Source organism: Ruminococcus albus 7 = DSM 20455 (genome assembly GCF_000179635.2).
In the GTDB taxonomy this organism is placed as follows: Bacteria; Bacillota; Clostridia; order Oscillospirales; family Ruminococcaceae; genus Hominimerdicola; species Hominimerdicola alba.
On sequence record NC_014824.1, the window covers coordinates 402899 to 420706 of the forward strand.

General features: G+C 39.5%; 21 protein-coding genes. 16 read left to right on the forward strand and 5 right to left on the reverse strand.

Annotated elements, in window-relative coordinates; genetic code table 11:
• Positions 1-11: 11 nt before the first annotated feature.
• The 14 genes from RUMAL_RS18620 to RUMAL_RS18685 all read left to right on the forward strand — a co-directional run bounded on the left by RUMAL_RS18620 (position 12) and on the right by RUMAL_RS18685 (position 11167).
• Positions 12-263: a DUF6465 family protein gene (locus RUMAL_RS18620; protein ID WP_013483648.1), complete on the forward strand. Its 252-nt coding sequence runs from the start codon at positions 12-14 to the stop codon at positions 261-263.
• An 82-nt stretch (positions 264-345) separates the two neighbouring features.
• Positions 346-591 (forward strand): hypothetical protein, encoded by a 246-nt coding sequence (locus RUMAL_RS18625; protein WP_013483649.1) that lies wholly within the window; start codon positions 346-348, stop codon positions 589-591.
• 2 nt (positions 592-593) lie between these two features.
• Positions 594-656 (forward strand): hypothetical protein, encoded by a 63-nt coding sequence (locus tag RUMAL_RS23000; RefSeq protein WP_154662934.1) that lies wholly within the window; start codon positions 594-596, stop codon positions 654-656.
• A 204-nt stretch (positions 657-860) separates the two neighbouring features.
• Complete coding sequence (locus RUMAL_RS18630) at positions 861-1301, forward strand: single-stranded DNA-binding protein (protein WP_028504528.1); 441 nt, start codon at positions 861-863, stop codon at positions 1299-1301.
• A gap of 109 nt (positions 1302-1410) precedes the next feature.
• Positions 1411-2628, forward strand: coding sequence for a hypothetical protein (locus RUMAL_RS18635; RefSeq protein ID WP_013483651.1), 1218 nt, complete (start codon positions 1411-1413; stop codon positions 2626-2628).
• Between the two features lie 202 nt (positions 2629-2830).
• On the forward strand, positions 2831-3928 hold the full coding sequence (locus RUMAL_RS18640; RefSeq protein WP_013483652.1) for a DNA/RNA non-specific endonuclease: 1098 nt from the start codon (positions 2831-2833) through the stop codon (positions 3926-3928).
• Between the two features lie 499 nt (positions 3929-4427).
• The gene (locus RUMAL_RS18645) at positions 4428-5471 is read left to right on the forward strand and encodes a helix-turn-helix transcriptional regulator (RefSeq protein ID WP_013483653.1); all 1044 of its coding nucleotides are present in this window, start codon (positions 4428-4430) and stop codon (positions 5469-5471) included.
• A 111-nt stretch (positions 5472-5582) separates the two neighbouring features.
• Complete coding sequence (locus RUMAL_RS18650; protein WP_013483654.1) at positions 5583-6551, forward strand: leucine-rich repeat domain-containing protein; 969 nt, start codon at positions 5583-5585, stop codon at positions 6549-6551.
• A gap of 122 nt (positions 6552-6673) precedes the next feature.
• Positions 6674-7336: a GIY-YIG nuclease family protein gene (locus RUMAL_RS18655; protein ID WP_013483655.1), complete on the forward strand. Its 663-nt coding sequence runs from the start codon at positions 6674-6676 to the stop codon at positions 7334-7336.
• A 107-nt stretch (positions 7337-7443) separates the two neighbouring features.
• The gene (locus RUMAL_RS18660) at positions 7444-7941 is read left to right on the forward strand and encodes a YqiA/YcfP family alpha/beta fold hydrolase (RefSeq protein ID WP_013483656.1); all 498 of its coding nucleotides are present in this window, start codon (positions 7444-7446) and stop codon (positions 7939-7941) included.
• Between the two features lie 2 nt (positions 7942-7943).
• A complete protein-coding gene (locus RUMAL_RS18665) occupies positions 7944-8273 on the forward strand; it encodes a hypothetical protein (protein WP_013483657.1) in 330 nt (109 codons plus the stop codon).
• Positions 8274-8283: 10 nt separating this feature from the next.
• A complete protein-coding gene (locus tag RUMAL_RS21060) occupies positions 8284-9216 on the forward strand; it encodes a hypothetical protein (protein ID WP_013483658.1) in 933 nt (310 codons plus the stop codon).
• Between the two features lie 377 nt (positions 9217-9593).
• Positions 9594-10277, forward strand: coding sequence for a helix-turn-helix domain-containing protein (locus RUMAL_RS18680; protein WP_013483332.1), 684 nt, complete (start codon positions 9594-9596; stop codon positions 10275-10277).
• A complete protein-coding gene (locus RUMAL_RS18685; RefSeq protein WP_272868113.1) occupies positions 10274-11167 on the forward strand; it encodes an IS3 family transposase in 894 nt (297 codons plus the stop codon). The genes RUMAL_RS18680 and RUMAL_RS18685 overlap by 4 nt, the downstream gene beginning before the upstream one ends.
• A gap of 247 nt (positions 11168-11414) precedes the next feature.
• Here the strand turns inward: RUMAL_RS18685 and RUMAL_RS21065 are convergent, their stop codons facing one another.
• Together RUMAL_RS21065 and RUMAL_RS18695 are read right to left on the reverse strand one after the other, a co-directional pair.
• Positions 11415-12407, reverse strand: a complete 993-nt coding sequence (locus RUMAL_RS21065) for a sigma-70 family RNA polymerase sigma factor (protein ID WP_013483659.1) — start codon at positions 12405-12407, stop codon at positions 11415-11417.
• Positions 12408-12434: 27 nt separating this feature from the next.
• Positions 12435-12695 (reverse strand): hypothetical protein, encoded by a 261-nt coding sequence (locus RUMAL_RS18695; RefSeq protein WP_013483660.1) that lies wholly within the window; start codon positions 12693-12695, stop codon positions 12435-12437.
• Positions 12696-12905: 210 nt separating this feature from the next.
• Here RUMAL_RS18695 and RUMAL_RS18700 point away from each other — a divergent pair, with 210 nt between their 5' ends.
• A complete protein-coding gene (locus RUMAL_RS18700) occupies positions 12906-14054 on the forward strand; it encodes a hypothetical protein (protein ID WP_013483661.1) in 1149 nt (382 codons plus the stop codon).
• A gap of 20 nt (positions 14055-14074) precedes the next feature.
• Entirely contained in the window at positions 14075-14917 is an 843-nt protein-coding gene (locus tag RUMAL_RS18705) for a hypothetical protein (protein WP_013483662.1), read from the forward strand.
• 394 nt (positions 14918-15311) lie between these two features.
• On the opposite strand, the gene RUMAL_RS18710 is transcribed toward RUMAL_RS18705, so the two are convergent.
• From RUMAL_RS18710 to RUMAL_RS18720, 3 genes are all read right to left on the reverse strand, one after another.
• Positions 15312-15953 carry a hypothetical protein gene (locus RUMAL_RS18710; RefSeq protein WP_013483663.1) on the reverse strand — a complete coding sequence of 214 codons (642 nt, stop codon included), beginning with the start codon at positions 15951-15953 and terminating at the stop codon, positions 15312-15314.
• A 42-nt stretch (positions 15954-15995) separates the two neighbouring features.
• Positions 15996-16871, reverse strand: a complete 876-nt coding sequence (locus RUMAL_RS18715) for an IS1595 family transposase (RefSeq protein ID WP_013483548.1) — start codon at positions 16869-16871, stop codon at positions 15996-15998.
• An 83-nt stretch (positions 16872-16954) separates the two neighbouring features.
• On the reverse strand, positions 16955-17278 hold the full coding sequence (locus tag RUMAL_RS18720) for a hypothetical protein (RefSeq protein ID WP_013483664.1): 324 nt from the start codon (positions 17276-17278) through the stop codon (positions 16955-16957).
• Positions 17279-17808: the final 530 nt, after the last annotated feature.

Sequence of the window (17808 nt, forward strand, 5' to 3'; positions counted from 1 at the left end):
AAGTGCTATTAATGGCAAAAAAATTAGTAACAAAGGTTATTTTTGAGGTTGGTGATATTCAAGTAAATATAAGAGATGTTATGGATTCGGTCAAAGTAGCTTGGGTAAATGCCGGGAATTCACCGGATAGCCTGAATGAACTTACATTTTACATCAAAGCAGAGGACAGGAAGGCTTATTTTATAGGTAATGGCGGAAAAGTGAAAGGAAGTGTTGCGCTAAGTAATGCGGACGATCTTTCCAATGATGTTATTTTCGAATAAATTTGCTGTAATTATAATGTATGTATTTACTGCTCCACTATTAGTGGAAAACACTTTAACATAAACAAGGAGGAAACCTTAAATGAAAACAAGAAGAATCATGACAATACTTGCCGCGATGACAATGGTAACAGCTTTTGGTGCAATGTCTGCATCTGCAGAGTCAGGCATTATCGAGGATCTGTCTGTTAATGAGCTTCCTTCAGAGGATGTTCCCGTAGAGGAAGACCCTGCTGAAGTCATACCTGTAAACGACGATGCACCTACAGATTACACTCCCACAGAAAATCAAGCAATAAAAACGCAAATCCTAATACAGGTGCAGTAAGCATGAGCTTTGCAGTTGCTGCTGTAGCTGCCGGCGCGATGATTGTAAGCAAAAAGAGAAGATGAAAGTATCATTAGGTGTTCAGTTACAAAAATACAGTAATATTTCAGCATCCGAAATCTCGGATGCTGTTTTTTATTGATTTGAATTTTCGTATATAATATAAACGAGACCGATATTGATGATATGGAGTTCTGATGTTGGATCCCCATTCACTTGTCGAACTTACAATCACACTTCAAACTCTAAAACTTAAGGAGGAAGTAATAATGCTGAACAATTGCGTAATTATGGGAAGAATCACAAAGGATCTGGAAATGAGACAGGTAGGAGACGGAAATGCTGCAGTAAACTTCACTGTTGCTGTAGACCGCGACTACAAAACGAAGTCTGGAGAAACTATGACAGACTTCATACCCTGTCAGGCTTACGGAAAGACTGCCGAGTTTATCGGTAAGTATTTCGGAAAGGGAAGAATGATCAATGTAATTGGTTCGTTCAGATCAAATCCTTATAAGGATAAGGACGGCAATAACAGGATCATCTACTGTCTGCAGGCAGAAAAGGTAAACTTCACCGGCGAGCCGAAGAAGGATGCCTCAACTCAGCCTCAGAACAACTATGTTTCTGATGCGCCAATCGAAGCACCTGATGATTTCCCTTCGTTCGATAGCTTCAACGGAGACTTTGACGACGGAGACGTATTCTGATCCAACACAACAAAAAAGGGCTGTCATTAAAAAAATGGCAGCTTTTTTCTATTTACTAAAATTTTCAGCTATAATATATATAGTTAAATTGTAGAGAGGAGCATTATCTATGAACAACAAGATAGTTACTTTTCTTTCAGCTGCATTTATTCTTGCAGCTGCAACTTCATGCGGAGTTGATTCGCGGGAGGTGATAAACCAAAAATATCCCGTAGAAGCAGTTAACCTTACTAAGATAACATCCATAGACGGAGTGTATTTTTATGTGCCGGATGAACATTTGAATTCAAAAGATAATACAACAGAAAATGGATATTATCTTAAGGATGATGACTTTTTAGTAGAGGTAAGGAGAATGAATGCTTCAGCTGCGATCGATGATCTTGCTGCTTTATCATCATTTTTTTCAGGACAATTCTCCGAAAACATCTATATTAAGCAGAAATTGGAAGACGGGAAATTTGAGTGCATATTAAGAGATGATGAAAAAAACGGTTATATAAAAACCGTAAATGATGAATATGCAATTCTGTGCGTGTCCGATGATGATAAAACGGCATCTACAATTGCTGATAGCTTGAAATTATCAGAAACCAAGAAAATAGCAGACGGAAAAACAGAATCTGTTAACATTGATGATGACCTGTCCGCTTCGGTAAATGGAGTAGAGATAGGTTCGGCACTATCAGTAGAAGACATTCAGAATGATTTTGCTCAGATGGGAGCAAACTTTGAAAGCATGAAAGAGGACCTATCAAATATAAACGGTTCCTCTATCCGGGATATCAACCACAAAGTCATAATGCAGTTTAATGCCATCGAATCTACCGGAAAAGAAGCTCAGCAAGCTTACCTGAATTCGGTTGCTGCATATAAAGATGCAGTGAGTAAATATAATGTAGAGTTAAGTAACGGTATCAACCTCAATTCCACTAAAGAGGAGATCCAAAAAGTACTGAAAATAGATCTTTCTCCGGAATGGGAAAGAATAGTGATAAATAATCAGAACAAAACTTCCGATATCAGAAAAATAATAATTGAGTACAACAATGAAAAGGACAGTGTAGAATCTATAATTATCAACGATATAAATGAAATCAAAAATGAAGTTTCAAACAGAGAACAGATAAGAGATAAAATGAATGAAGAGGTTTCAAAGGAACCTATAAGGATCCCTGAAGGAATATTTGATGATAATAGCAGCGGAAGCAAGAATAAGAGTGATGTAGTTAACGAGGATGTGCTATCAGATATTGTAAAAGAAGATATAACGAAGTCTGATAATGATCCGAACACCGAATTAGGGCTTCAGGGGATCAATAAATAATAAAAACTCTTATCTGAAAGGTTATGTTGGGCTTGGAGTAGCGTAACCTTTCTTTTTAGTGATCTATACCGAGTATTTTATACAAACTGATGATTTTAAGGAAACTTGTTGAATTATTAACTAAAATCATGTATAATTTTTATAAGAAAATGAGTGCAGAATATTTTGTAGTATCAAATATACAAGAAAGGCGGTGAATACAATGCTTAAAAAACCAATTGCATTACTTCTTTCATTTGTGATGCTTGCTTTAGGTGGCTGCACTACTACCGGTACAAGTTCGGTTCCCCATCAAAGCAAACCATCCGCAACAGTAGTATCAACTGAAATTATAACAGAAATAAGTTCAGAAACTGCTGTTCCCGTGTTAAGTACCACAGAAAGCTCTGCATCAGAAACGACAGTAACTTCAGTAAGTACAACTGCGGCAATTACAGAAGAAACGACTACTACAGTTGCAGCTGAGCCTGTATCTATCGTCTTTTCCTTAGCTGACATCCCGTCTTATTCAGGTGAACCGTTTGTTGAGGTCAACAATAACATTCCTTTTTTTGAAGATAAAACTGTTACGGAAGCGTTTGAATCATACAGTCCTCTGGATGACCTTGGACGCTGCGGACCGGCTTTTGCAAATATTTGTATTGAGTTAATGCCCACTGAGCCACGTGGCCCGATCGGGATGATAAAACCGAGCGGATGGCAGACGATAAGGTATGATGATTTAATTGAGGGTAAATTTTTGTACAATCGTTGCCACCTCATATCATATGAAAATTCGGGGGAGAACGCGAATGCCCAAAATCTTATAACCGGAACTCGCTATCTGAATATACATGGAATGCTTCCTTTTGAGAATAAAGTAGCTGATTATGTTAAAAGTACTGGTAATCATGTCCTTTATCGGGTAACTCCGATTTTTGAAGGAAATAATCTTGTTGCAAATGGTGTCCTTATGGAAGGATATTCGGTTGAAGACCAAGGTCAAGGTATTCAGTTCTGTGTATTTTGTTATAATGTTCAGCCGGGAATTGGCATAGATTATTCTAATGGCGATAGCTGGGTTATGGAGGAATCAGTATCGGAAACCACAACTACTGTAACTAGCGTTACAACTCCTTCTGAGCATAACGAAACCGAAGAACAATGTGATTATGTGGTAAATACAAATACAAAAAAGTTTCATTTACCTTCATGTTCGAGCGTAAAAGATACTAAAACGAAAAATCGTTGGGATTATAACGGAAGCCGGGATGACCTGATCGCTCAGGGATATACGCCTTGTAAACGCTGCAATCCTTAAAGAAAAGAGCCTTACTCAAATTAAACCGTCCCAGCATAACTCATAAAATAATAAAATGCTGGACGTTGCACTGCTCTCAATGGTGGGCGCAGGCATTTATTCCAGCGTACCGAGGCTTGCAAGGCTGTTGTACGTACCGACAAGGTTTAGAAGCCCAACGCGGCAACAGTTCCCGAGTACGAGAAGTTCTATCAGCTTTATCGCGATATCTATCCCGCACTGAAGAACGAGTTTCCCAAGCTGGCTAAGCTGTAATAACACTGCCATAGAGTAGAGCTTTATCTGACTAGCGCTAAAGAAGCAATCTATCCACACCAAAACAATTAATACAGACAATTTACAACGGATCACTAAGCACCATTATGTCACGAAGTCATGATGGTGCTTTATTATTATATTTGAAATAGACCATGTCCCAAAAACCGTACATACTCCTATTGCAAAATCTGTTTTGATGTGCTATAATACTCTAAACATAAATGACATGGGAGGTATCATAATGACAGAGAAAAAGCCGAAAAAGCTTTATATGCACTATATTCTTGAGGTGCTGAAAAAGCATACTGACGAGGAACACAGGATATCTCAGCAGAAGATAGCCGATCTGGTGTTTGAGGACTATGGCGTGAAAATTGACCGCAAGACGGTGCGCCATAATCTTTCTATGCTGCTGGAAGCAGATTATCCGCTGGTACATACCGAGCATCACCGTACCAACAAGTGTGGTGCACATGAGAATATAATGACTGACTGGTACTTCCAACGTGTGCATAAGTGGGACGAAAGCGAGCTTTGCGTGATGATCGACAGCCTGCTTTTCTCGAACTATCTGCCGAAAAATCAGTGTGATAGGCTGGTCATGAAGATAGCCGAAATGGGCGAAGAGGATTTCCTAAAGCGCGTAAAAACCATGACATCGACGGTTGGACGAAGCGGTGTGAATAAGTCGCTTTTCTACACAATATCACTGCTGAACGAGGCAGCCATCGACAAAAAGCAGGTGCAATTCCGTTACTGCGACTTCGGCACCGACTTCAAGCTTCATCCGCGGACTGACGACAACGGTGAGAAAAAACTCTACACCGTCAGCCCATATAAGCTGCTTTCGCTGAACGGGCGGTACTATATGCTGGGGAATCCAAAGGAGCGTTATGGCGTTAGCGTTTTCCGCGCCGACAGGATAACCGATATCTCAATTACTGATGAAAAGGCGGTGTCAGTGCGTTCACTGAAAGGTTTTGAGAACGGCATAGACCTAGGCGATTATGTCCGCGAACACCCGAATATGTGGGCTGGTGAGGTCGGTTTATGCAGATTCAGATGTCAGCAGTATCTCATGAATGATATTGTTGACTGGTTCGGTACTTCGGCAGGTATCACTACCTTTAAAGATGGCTCTATGGAAGTCAGGGTGCGTGTAAGCGAGGACGCTATGCTGCACTGGGCTATACAGTACGCCGATCAGGTCGAGGTGCTGTTTCCGGAGTCCCTGCGCATGAAGATTGGCAAAACACTTAGAGAAGTGGCTGACAGATACAAGTGAGAAATTGATATCAACTACACCGCCGCTTTTTTACCCATCTTATATGTTATACTATATACCGAAGATGAAAAAAGCTTCGGTATATTTTTTATCATTGAAAGGAGCGCACATATGGGATTTATTATCAACGGAGATTTCCTGGAAAAGTACACCAAAGAAGAGGGCGTTACCAGGGCGGTCATTCCCGAGGGCGTAAAGGACATCAGGTATCATGCCTTTGATGATCGTGACGAACTTACTTCCATTCATATCCCCAACAGCCTCTACCCCTGGGAAGAAGGCGAAATTAATTTTGGTCTGTGGAATTGCGACGAGCTTGTTGAGATAACTGCAAACGAAGATAATCCCAACTATGTAAGCGTGAATGGCGTTCTGTACAGCAGGGACATGACCGCGCTGATACGCTGTCCGAACGCTATCGATACGAAACGATTCGTGATACCCGATACGGTGATCGATATACTGGATGACGCTTTCGCCGGATGCTATAACATCGAGGAGATCGTCATTCCGTCTTCGGTAAAGCTGATCTGTCCCGGTGCCTTTACTGAGTGTTCTTCGTTAAAAAAGGTAGTGTTCCCGAAATATATGCCCTTTTCTATCAACGACGATATGTTCATGTTCTGTACAGCTCTGGAAGAGATAACCATTCCCGCAGGAGTGACTTCATTATATACGCAGGTTTTTAACGGCTGTACATCGCTGAAAAAGATCACCATTGGAAAAGATGTGGAAGATTTCGACGATCTTTCATTAAGTGCGCCTGCTCTGGAAGAGTTTGAAGTTGACCTGTTCAACCAGCACTACACCAGCAGTGACGGCATTCTTTACAATAATGAAAAGACTATCCTGCTGAGATGTCCCGTGGAAAAAAGCGGTGATATAATCATTCCCGAAAGCGTCACGCAGATAGGTGATGAGTGTTCATTCGGTGGGTTTATGGATTGCCGCAAACTTAAAACTATCCATGTTCCTGCAAGCGTGAAGCGTATAAGAAAAGATGCTTTTCAGTACTGCTCAGCAAAAGTGACCTACGAAGATAAGGATTCCATTGAGTTTTTCGAGAAGAAGAGGTTTTGATATTTAAATTTGTTATAAAATTGAATTTGTTTATTTGTGTTGACTTTTGTTTGAGGATGTGGTATAGTATGATTATAATGTTAAGCAAGACCGTTTGAAATCTATAGACTGGAGGTAATTAGATGAAGAACAAAAAAGATGCAATTGATTCTTTTAAAAGAAGATTGACAAAAAAACACTGTAATGAATTTGATAACAATCAGTTATTAGTTCCCGGAAGAATTTTTATGTTTGAAAACTGGACTGGTGTACATGAAGCAGAAATTATACTATACGATAAAGAAAACTTAACAGTACAATTTCGTAATTTGTTTTATAATATAGAAGAAATATGGACTTTAGATAATTTATTTATTTTTGACGAAGAATATCTCAAAACAATTTGTGCTCAAGCTGAAGATTATGGACTGTTGACTGATGACAAGTGGAAAAATGAAAACTATATAATGGATGCTGGTGTATACATTCTACACAACGATAATAAACCTATCGATAGAGGATACTATACAGGACAGGCTAAAGGAAAATCTGGCGGATTAAGTGGAAGGCTTTGTGATCACGTCAAAAATGAAGACTCGAAAATAGATAAAGCAATAAAGGAAAATGAACCATTTTCGCTTAAAGTTATAAAGTTAGCTAATACTGATTATGAGGAAATTAATGCACTTGAAGTTGCACTAATTGCGTACTATAAAAGTTGGGATAATTGGAATAAAGACGGATATAATGCTAATAGAGGTCCAAATTGTGCTGGAGAAAGAGCAATAACCAAAGAATTACTATAATCACCAAAATGGACAGCACACCGCCGTTTTTCTCCCCATCCCATATGTTATACTATATACCGAAGCAGGAAGCTTCGGTATTTTTTTACCCGAAAGGAGCAAAAATCATGCGTATACTCAATATCCACGGCTACAACGGAAGCCCCGAGAACAGCGCTTATAAGGCGCTTGCAAAACTTGGTCACGAGATCATCTCACCCGCTTTTGACTATGAGAACGAATCTCCCGACAATATCATGGACAGGCTTAGCAGTATTGCTGAGGAAAAGTCTCCCGATATCATTGTCGGCACAAGTCTGGGCGGATTTTATGCGGCGGTGCTGTCTGCTGAACTTGATATCCCCGTGATAACGGTGAACCCGTTCCTCATGCCTTTTCTGACATTCCCCGAACATATCAAGCCACTGATAGCGCTGTTTGGTGAGCTTTCAAAAATCAAAAGCGAGAACGTCAGCTGTATCGTCGGTTCGGACGATGAGGTGCTGGGAGATCACACGTTCACTAAAGATCTTCTGGATAATCAGCGTTTTCGCATCATCGATGGCGGCAAACATTCGGGAGCGACTATTCCGCTTGAGGAATATTTCGGAGAGGTGATCAAATAACCTTGAAAAAAGGAGTGTTCTGGCTGATAAACGGCGAACTGCTGACTTTCCCCTTTGACGGAAAATACCCCGAGGGCACAGCAAAGTCGGGGGACACTTACAATCATCAAAAACTGTGGGAAATAATCCGACCCAAGGGCTGTAAAAAGCTTTTTGACTATTACCCGCGGGGCAGAGTTGACATTTCAAACAAAGGCAAAGCTGTGATCTATATGAGCGTGCATATTGGCGAAGATCGTCTTACCAAGATAAAGTCAGCCTTTGAGATATCGGGCGATACCGTTATCAGGTACGACCACAGCAGACATTATATGTGCTTTCTTGACAAATGAGGAGGATAATATGAACGTGACCATACTTTCCCGCAAGCAGGCAGAAGAACTTATCGCCGATGGCAGATTTCCCGAAAACAGCGCTGTTATTAGCTTTTACGATCCTCAGGAATATGCAACCGATGGTTACAGCCGTGTAGATTTCAGCCGCATAAATACAGAAGTTTTCTATGTTGAAGCCCCCGATATCGACTGGGATAGTTTTGAAAATATATCACCCGCTGAAGTCGGACTGATAAAAGATATTTCCGAACTTGCAGACTTTATCTATGCCGCATTTGATCAAGATAAAAATATTATCTGCCAATGTGATTTCGGGCAAAGCAGAAGCGCAGGCTGTGCTGCCGCGATATTGGAACATTTTTATTCGTCAGGCAAAACCATATTTGAGGATAGAAAATATTTTCCGAACCAGATGATATTCGCCGAAGTTTTACAGGCGCTGATACGAAAGAAAAGAGAAATGAAAGGAAATAAAGCTCAGATGAAAGTATATATCTATTCCCGTGAACAAGCCGAGAAAATGATAGCAGAAAATCGGTTCCCGACAAATACCGCTGTTATCAGTTTTTACGATCCTGCCATTAAGCACATCAACAAGAATTACACCCATATCGATTACAGCGGAGTCTGCGATATGGTATTTTACAGCGAACTTGATGACCTGGATATTGATGTGCTTGGCAACAAGGGTTATACTTTTGAGAGCTATTTTTCCGAAGCCGATGACATGGCTGCGTTTGTTAAAAAAGCTTTTGAGTGCGGGCGGGATATCGTCTGCCAGTGCGAATATGGTCAAAGCCGAAGCGCAGGCTGTGCTGCGGCTATTCTGGAACATTTCTATCATACTGGCATAACAGTGTTTGCGGATTATGCGCGGTTCCCTAATCAGCTGGTGTTCAATAAGCTGTTTGAGGCGTTGGAAAAGATCGATCCAAGGTGAATTATGATATATCTCAAATGCTGTTGCGGGTATTTTCATACTAATACGGACATTCCCTAAGATCGTGTATCGGTGCTTTATAATAATGGCGCCATTCCACTTGCTTACTATCGTGTATTCTTCTTTTTGATAGATCTCATCTATAACATTGCTCAATACTCTGACAGGTGAGCTTTCTTCGATGTAGATCTCATAATTCATGTTAAGACGCACTTGACAATTTCTCATTTTTGTGGTACAATCCTTTCGTTGGTTTAATGTTTTTTTGCAATTATATTATACCACAAAAAGAAGAGCTTGGCACTACTTTGATATAATCCCCTTAGAGTAGACACACGAAAAAACAAAAATCGTGAAAAACTCTAGGGGGTTATTTTATGTCACGAAGAAAACTGACAGATGAAGAAAGAATTCAAGCAGTGCAAGAATATCTTTCAGGAAAAGGGAGCTATGCATCAATAGCCAAGAAATATGGGGTTACAAAAGAAACGTTTAGACAAATGGTAGTTTTCGCAAAAACAGATGGAATAGAATCGGTCAGGATCAGCCATACAAAGAAACGGTATTCAGCGAAAACTAAGTTGAAAGCAGTAACTGAATATCTTGACTGTAAAGGAAGTCAAGTAGAGATATGCCGAAAGTATCATATTTCATCCACAAGTGTTTTAAGAAAGTGGATTTCATGTTATAATAGCGGTAAGGACTTTAAAGAGCGCACACGCTCGGAAAGAGGAATTACCATGAACAAAGGCAGAAAAACAACACAGGAGGAACGTGCGGAGATCGTAGCGTTCTGCATTGAGAACGGCAAGGATTATGGGCTTGCGATGGAGAAATACGGCGTATCCTATCAGCAGATCTATTCCTGGGTACGCAAGTATGAAGCAAAAGGAGTGGAGGGACTCACAGACCGACGTGGCAAGGCAAAGTCGGAAGATGCGCTCACAGAAGCAGACAGGCTTCGTATGGAAAACAAGATACTGCAAGCCAAGCTGAAAGATATGGAAATGGAGAATAAGCTGCTAAAAAAACTCAGGGAGCTTCAAGGGGGTGGTCACTGAGCGGAGTACGAAACGAGGACAAGTATATTGCGATCAGATACATGAATGAAGCAGAGCATTATCCGATTCAGAAGCTCTGTGCTGCTGTTCACGTCGCACGCTCTGCATATTACAAATGGCTGAAAAGGAAGCAGAGTTTAAGCCAGAAAGTCAATGAACAGCTTGTAGAATGGATCAAACAACACTATGAAGAACGCAATGGTATCTTAGGGTACCGTCAGATGACAGTCGTAATCAACCGTGAGCATGACGTGCATTACAACAAGAAACGGATTTACAGATTAATGCAGATTCTTCATCTGAAATCAGTCACCCGTGTCAAGAAGAATACATATATTCCGTCAACACCGCAGATCACAGCGGAGAATATTCTGAACAGAGATTTCCACGCAGATAAGCCGAATGAGAAGTGGCTCACCGATGTGACAGAGTTCAAATACTATGTCGGTTCGGTCATCAAGAAGTTGTATCTGAGTGCAATTCTGGATCTTTATGACAGACGCATCGTAGCTTACAAAATCGGTGACAGCAATAACAATCATCTTGTATTTTCCACATTTGACGAAGCGATAGAACACAATCCTGATGCCCACCCGATCTTCCACAGTGACAGAGGTTTTCAGTATACCAACAAAACATTTCACAAAAAACTTGTAGATGCAGGAATGATACAGAGTATGTCCCGAGTCGGAAGATGCATAGATAACGGACCGATGGAAGGCTGGTGGGGCGTTCTGAAATCCGAGATGTACTACCTTCGTAAGTTTACAGATAAAACCAGTCTGATCGCAGCGATTGAAGAATACATCAGATACTACAACACTGGTCGGTATCAAATCAAACTGAACAGCATGACACCGATGGAGTTTCACCGGGCGTATGCTGCGTGACCGGGCGCCGCGGCATTTCACTTTCTTCGTTCGTCGCTACGCTCCTCACTACGAAAGTGAAATGCCAATTACTGCTAACAAATAGCAGCCTGCACATATTGCACAGACTGCTTTTGGTCACAACATAGAATATTTTTGTTTTTTACACTGTCTATTTGACAGGGGGCGGGTCACCTTTCAATCAGGTCTGTGCCAGGCTCTTTTTCTTTGTTGGGGCTACAACAGCCCCTTTGTTACGGGTTTTGATTTATATGACGTCATCCATTGACTCTTTTCTATCGAAAAAGTCACGAAGGATACTGTCACCGATCTCATCACAGAAGTCACATGCAGCTTTTGTCGATATCGTTTCCATATTCCATTCCTCTTTCACCTTTGCAAGCGCAGAAACTTTCTGTCCATAAACCTGCAGCTTAGCATCTCTGGAAATAAGGAGTTCTCCGTTCTTTGCATATTTACCTACTATGAAATTGGAGATCTTTTTACCTTTATTCATCTTTATGAACATTGCTTGCTGGTTCATAAGATTTGCGATCTGACTGTCGCTGTACTCTATACCGTTGACAAATCCATGCTTATGGATAAGTACAAATCTTTCAGCAGGAGGGAGTCTGTCAAGAGCCTTTTCAACGTCGGATTTCATATATTGCTGATCAACAATCTCCTCGCAAGTTGCTGTCAAGTCAGGAATAGAGTGATTAAAATTGTCATCATCAAGAGACTGAGCCTCGTTTTGACGAGAGCCAACCATGCATCTTTCAATGGTGGTTGTAGGTATATCTTCACCTCGGTTTGCCAGAATGCAGGATCTTATCTCATCAGCGTTAGGATAATAATTAGCTCCTTTAATGGCCTGAATATCGGCTATGGCCATCTTTATCTTTTTTTCGTTGATCATGTAGTGATTCGACGAGTTAGATGTTGCTTTGTTAAGCTCATCGAGTATTGCAGCTTTGATCTGCGACACAGCGAAGGTATGGAACTGAGTACCTTCATTGAATTTATATCTTTTTGCAGCATAGAATATACCGTATCGACCGGCCTGCATAAGTTCGTCCCAACTAGTCCTCTTGTTTGTGGTAAAGTGCTTTAAAGTCGAAGTTATCAGACCGATGTTCTTTTCGATGAGCACAGTAGCTGCAAGTTCCTTTTCACGCTTAGTGAATTGTGATTCAAGATCCTGATAGATCCTGACGATATCTTCGTTCGTAAGTTCTATTATCTCTTCTCTTGTGATCATAATTATACTCTCCTTATGGTTCTTTGTCTACTCGGCTTTTTTGACTTTTAAATAATCGAGCGCTCTTGGAATCATGCCGCCTAATTCCGCGAGAAGAATGTATGATGATAGCTCGATTTTATTCTTCGCGGCTTCGATGTACTCAAGTACAGACAAAACCTGGTCGCCGGGGATATTAACTTTTGTCGTAACAACAAGCTGATTAAAAATATCTATCGTGTTTTTATTTTTTAGATCATGCGTTAATGCATAAACCGTTAAAGCATCAGCAATATTATCATCAAACAAAAATCCCACCTCCGGATATATTTTTCTTTCTTTCGACAACTAAATTATATCATATAAATTTTTAGGTTGCAATAGGATTGGTAAAAAAATTTTTCTATATACTTAAAGTGGTAATTTAGTACAAAAAAAAACACAGCAAATTTTTTCTTTTTTAGAAAATATTCTGCTATAATAATTATATATATACAGTAATAAAGGAGATGTCACACTTTGCCAAAGATATTAAAGACATTTTGCGTTAATTGCGGCAACAGTTTTGAATGCCGAGAGGATAGATTCCCGATATGTAAATGCGGCCACACAATCCCTCTTTTTGAAAACGATGTTCGTTATGCAAAAATAGATTGTAATGATGAGATGTATGATACCGAAGAGTTTTATGATATCCAATCCAATCTTATAATTTATGATAACGGAAATGAAAAGAAATACACCGAAAACGACTATCTTACTCTGATAGAAATTTTGCCTGAACTGTATTTTTATCGTGAAGATGATGTTTGTATTCTTCTGCTTGCCGATCTTCCTTACGAAAGGAATTTAATTCAGGATTTTACTGCATCCGAATTATATCTTCACCCTATATATTGTCAGAATTCTTCAGTTTATAATTGCCTTTTTGATCTGGGGGAGATAAATGCTGCCAGGACAATGATCCACAATAAAAAACTTCTGAATTTCAACAACAAAACACAGGAGTCATATTTTCGGAAAACGGTCTCTGTTTATCTAGAAGGAGAGCTTGGAGATAATATCTTCACGGCCATTGAATGCTGCTTGAATCGATTTGAGATAGAATACTGCAGCGTTTTGATCAAATCAAACCTGTCACTATCTGATTTTAAACGGCTTATCAGAAATACTGATTTTGATAAACAGACATTGTGCAGGTACTTGAATGAAGCTGCACTTGTTCAAATAAAAGGCGATGATGCCATAAAAATGATAGAGGAATACGATTTTTACAAAAAAGAACACGAATTTCTTTCAGTCAATTTCGATGAAGGCAATCCGATTTATCATAATCATCATCTTGCGACAATATCATATAATCTCTACCTGAAAAACGGATTACTGGAATACCGTAAATATAGCAGTAGATATACGGAAGATTATGATGCTCTTCAGGTCGATGAATTTAAAATAAAACTTATCAGCGGAAAAGAACTTACCGACCTGTCGGCAGGTATACTGCCAAACGGTACAACGGCACCTGCTATAGGTGTTTTTGAGAACGATAACCTTGTGACTTTGATCGCGAATTCAAATGACCGTATTTATGTAAATGGGAGACAAGACGATATCGTAAAGGCAGCTGTCAATAAATTTTTGGATTCTACTGACGGAATAAATATATAAAAAGAAAGAGGTACAAAACTATGAATTTTTACGGGTTCAAACTAAACACCAGAGATTTTGATTCTGCTGAGAAAATAGTAGAACAGGTAAAGCGTCTTGTATACGATAAAGCACAAAAGATCTACAGAGAGCTGCTTTCTCATGAGATCCAAGTGCTTACAGATGAATGCGTCGTTGGACTTCATGATAACGATAAAATAAACTGTATATATGATGCTGCAACCGAGCTCTTGCAGAAAAAGATAGCTGTTGCTATCGCAAAAGGACTTGATACAGAATATAATTTCAATGTTGTACTGAATATGTTTTCATACAACAAGGAGATCTACATTCAAATTGCAACGTATAATTTTATTTATTACAAGGTTTTGCTTGATATCAAAGACATGCGGGATCTTTCTATCCATAGCGTTGTTGAGCAGGAAGAAAGAGATAAGAGAGTCAAGCTCTGGGAAAACATTATAGACAAATACAAAGATCATTCTTGCTTTACCGTAAAGGTTTTCCCGACAAATGATTCCTTTATAAAGCCTGATTTTAAGGATCTTATATTTGACAGCCCAATGCAAAGAGCGGAAGTCCTGGCCCGTCACAGAGTAATGAATCAGTATCTTTCACTGTATGCCGGCGGCGGAACGATTCAGCCTGAAAAACTTATGGAGTATTACGAACAAGCATTTATGAAGCTTGATTCTCCCGAGGGCGGAGAACTCAGAGAACAGTACAAAAGTGATCTTCTGCGATTTTTACCTGTTATCGAAGAAAAGATCGTTATGACTAAGATGACGGATGAAGCTCCGATCAATAAACAGCTGCAAAATATACTGGAAAAAACCCCCGGTGAAGAACAGTCGAGTCTATAAATCCAATCTACAGAAGAAGCCAATGTCGAAGTTTGGCATAACAGGCTCCCTTTTGACTATGCTAAGTTCATAGGGAACTGCGTTATATAAGAATGTGTGTTTATCCGTGAACGTATAGCCTAATCTGCAGCTCTATGGTCAACGAGCAAATATTTCCCAGAGGATAGAACAGCGTTGCTGATTCAAAATCTTGTAATAACATTGGAAAAGGCTGACTTGCAGTTTTTATGTGCTGTCCCATTGATTAAGACATATCAGAAATGCCATAGGGCATAAAGCTCTATGGCATATTATCTGATTATAAATTTATTCCGTTTTTGCTATTTTGTGATTGTAATGTGTAGTTTTGTCGCCGAATTGTACAGCATACACATGCGGATTTCGATACATTAAGTTATGTGTCAAAAATAATACATTTATCTGGTGTACAAAACTCTGAAACGCATGTTTCTGTATCATAATATTCACCGCATTTCGGACATTTGAATATTATAGTATCATTTCCACAATTAAGACACAATCCTCTGGCAAATCCATGATTGTCATCAATATTCAAATCGTCAAAGGCAACCATTGTTTCGCCACAAAAATGACATTTTACATACATAACGGCATTTGAAGCATGCACAGACGTAGAATTGGAGTTATATATCAAACCACAACGGTAGCATCTTTTGTAAGGCAACATTGTTTGTAATCCAATGTCGCATATTGGACAATAATACAGTTTCCCATAATCAGACTTTGCTTTTTCGTTTAATTTTTCAGCGAAATTATAGTTTGCAAGAAGCTTCTTATACTCGGTGCTATTGATGAGATCAGTGATAATGATGTCTTTTTCACCCGCACTAATGTCAGTAAGCATTTCTACAATGATATAGATGAATATGTGTATAATGTCATTTTCAATTTGATTAATCTCGCTTGGTGTAAAAGTATAATTTTGATGTACTAGCTTATTTCTATAGTTTTGAAATTTATCCATGTATGCAAAATGGCTAGAAAAGGTTGTGCTTAATTCTTTATTGCTTTTCATATAATTTTTTATGGTTATCCCTTTAACACACCACAAGTAAGATCACTGCACCAAAGCAGCCAAAAGCCTTAAATACGCACTGTTTCCCAGCTTACGACGGTTGAATTTGTAGCAGTATTCGGCAGCATATAACGCTGTGTGGATCTTTTCGTTTCCGTGGTAAGTTCCCATGATCATTGCTTTGAAGTTTGATATAACTTTATGCATCCAGTTCAGCTGACCGCTTGTCGGATCATATGTTTCAAAAACATGGAAGTATTTCTGTGCCAACGGTTTCTTGTAACTTCGAGCATTATCACTCTCGATCTTCGAGCCTGCGCGGATATTATCCCTGGCAAATCTACCAACAGTTATACCCTTTAAATTCGGCACATCGCTCATTTTAACGTACTCGGGATTTCCTGCTGCGTTCTTTGACAAAGCTACTATCATCTTGACTTTTTCAGTTCCTCTGCCACGCTTTTTACCGTGAGTCGGAGCACCGAGATACGTGTCATCAAGTTCAACGATCCCGTCAAGCAAATAGCGTTCTTCACGGCATTTCATAGCTTTTCTGATGCGATGAAGGATGTACCATGCAGTCTTGTAGGTCACCCCCAAAGACCTCATCAGCGTAACAGCAGAAACGCTGCATTTGTTGCTCATAATGAGGAATGCGGTGACTATCCACAGTCTGAGCGGAATATGTGTTCTGTGCATAAAAGTTCCGTTTGTGGCGGATATATCTGCTTTACAGAACTTGCATCGCAGCAGATGGCGTGACCTTATCCTGCGGTACTCAGAGCCACCGCAAAACGGGCAGGCAAAACCCTTTTCAAAGCGGATATCAAGCAGAAAATCCTTGCAAAAGCTTTCATCTGCGAACTTTGAGTATATCCCATCAAGTGTGATCTCAGGTTTCGGAAATCTTTTTGACATAGCGACAGCTCCCTTCGGTTTCTGTCACTATTATACTATATTTTCTGAGTTTTGAGGTCTGTTTATTTGGACAGCATTGTAAATTATCTGTGGTGTGTTAAAGGGATAACCATGTAATTTTTTAATTGCTCAAATTCATTAATTCTTAGTTCGTTGTTTTGGAAGGCGTCATAGATTTGATCTATCGAAAGCCCGTGGATACTCTTGGTTTCAAAAATAATGCGCACATCTACTGTTTCGGCTATTTTATATTTCATCGCTAATTCAAGAGCCATCTGTGTATTTACGATGGATAATATCTGATCAGCGTATGCTTTATTTTCAAGCCAGCGATTAAAATGATAAATCGCATCATTAAAGAATACAATAGCATTTTTAAATAATGAATCTGTAATTATGTTGCTCATAAACTATCAATCCTCTTTTACATTATATATCATAGGTATAAAAAAGTCAAGAAAATCGTATTTGAAACCGCATGGCAAAAAAGAATCAAGTACATAATCGTTGAGATCAGCGGCGAAACCACCAAGCTTCCGAAGGCTTTGATGGGTGCCGATACACATAGACGTGGCTCGAATGTATAGAAAGCAAGCTGAAGCCTGATTATTTCGGCGCTAATCTACGCTCCCAGCGGAACAAGTTCCTCGCTGGTATTGTGACGGCAATCAGGAATGGTGCATTTCTGAGTCCGTATCGTCGCTTTTTTACGGCATATGCAATCCTTTTTCACATATCAGATTGTTTTATTGCCATCATGCACCTCTTTTTCACTTTTGAGCGAAACACACATCTATGTTAACATTTTTATACATCTATAGTATACCACTTTGTATACAAAAAAGCAAGAAAACAAATGCAATTTCCACGAAAGAGGGATGTTGCTATGACAAAAAAATAATACAAGGCAAAAAAGGGAGGTATCAAAAAGTATACC

Coding starts and splice junctions, on each gene's coding strand:
- RUMAL_RS18620 (WP_013483648.1), top strand. CDS start 12: ATGGCAAAAAAATTAGTAACAAAGGTTATTTTTGAGGTTGGTGATATT.
- RUMAL_RS18625 (WP_013483649.1), top strand. CDS start 346: ATGAAAACAAGAAGAATCATGACAATACTTGCCGCGATGACAATGGTA.
- RUMAL_RS18630 (WP_028504528.1), top strand. CDS start 861: ATGCTGAACAATTGCGTAATTATGGGAAGAATCACAAAGGATCTGGAA.
- RUMAL_RS18635 (WP_013483651.1), top strand. CDS start 1,411: ATGAACAACAAGATAGTTACTTTTCTTTCAGCTGCATTTATTCTTGCA.
- RUMAL_RS18640 (WP_013483652.1), top strand. CDS start 2,831: ATGCTTAAAAAACCAATTGCATTACTTCTTTCATTTGTGATGCTTGCT.
- RUMAL_RS18645 (WP_013483653.1), top strand. CDS start 4,428: ATGACAGAGAAAAAGCCGAAAAAGCTTTATATGCACTATATTCTTGAG.
- RUMAL_RS18650 (WP_013483654.1), top strand. CDS start 5,583: ATGGGATTTATTATCAACGGAGATTTCCTGGAAAAGTACACCAAAGAA.
- RUMAL_RS18655 (WP_013483655.1), top strand. CDS start 6,674: ATGAAGAACAAAAAAGATGCAATTGATTCTTTTAAAAGAAGATTGACA.
- RUMAL_RS18660 (WP_013483656.1), top strand. CDS start 7,444: ATGCGTATACTCAATATCCACGGCTACAACGGAAGCCCCGAGAACAGC.
- RUMAL_RS21060 (WP_013483658.1), top strand. CDS start 8,284: ATGAACGTGACCATACTTTCCCGCAAGCAGGCAGAAGAACTTATCGCC.
- RUMAL_RS18680 (WP_013483332.1), top strand. CDS start 9,594: ATGTCACGAAGAAAACTGACAGATGAAGAAAGAATTCAAGCAGTGCAA.
- RUMAL_RS21065 (WP_013483659.1), bottom strand. CDS start 12,407: ATGATCACAAGAGAAGAGATAATAGAACTTACGAACGAAGATATCGTC.
- RUMAL_RS18705 (WP_013483662.1), top strand. CDS start 14,075: ATGAATTTTTACGGGTTCAAACTAAACACCAGAGATTTTGATTCTGCT.
- RUMAL_RS18710 (WP_013483663.1), bottom strand. CDS start 15,953: ATGAAAAGCAATAAAGAATTAAGCACAACCTTTTCTAGCCATTTTGCA.
- RUMAL_RS18715 (WP_013483548.1), bottom strand. CDS start 16,871: ATGTCAAAAAGATTTCCGAAACCTGAGATCACACTTGATGGGATATAC.
- RUMAL_RS18720 (WP_013483664.1), bottom strand. CDS start 17,278: ATGAGCAACATAATTACAGATTCATTATTTAAAAATGCTATTGTATTC.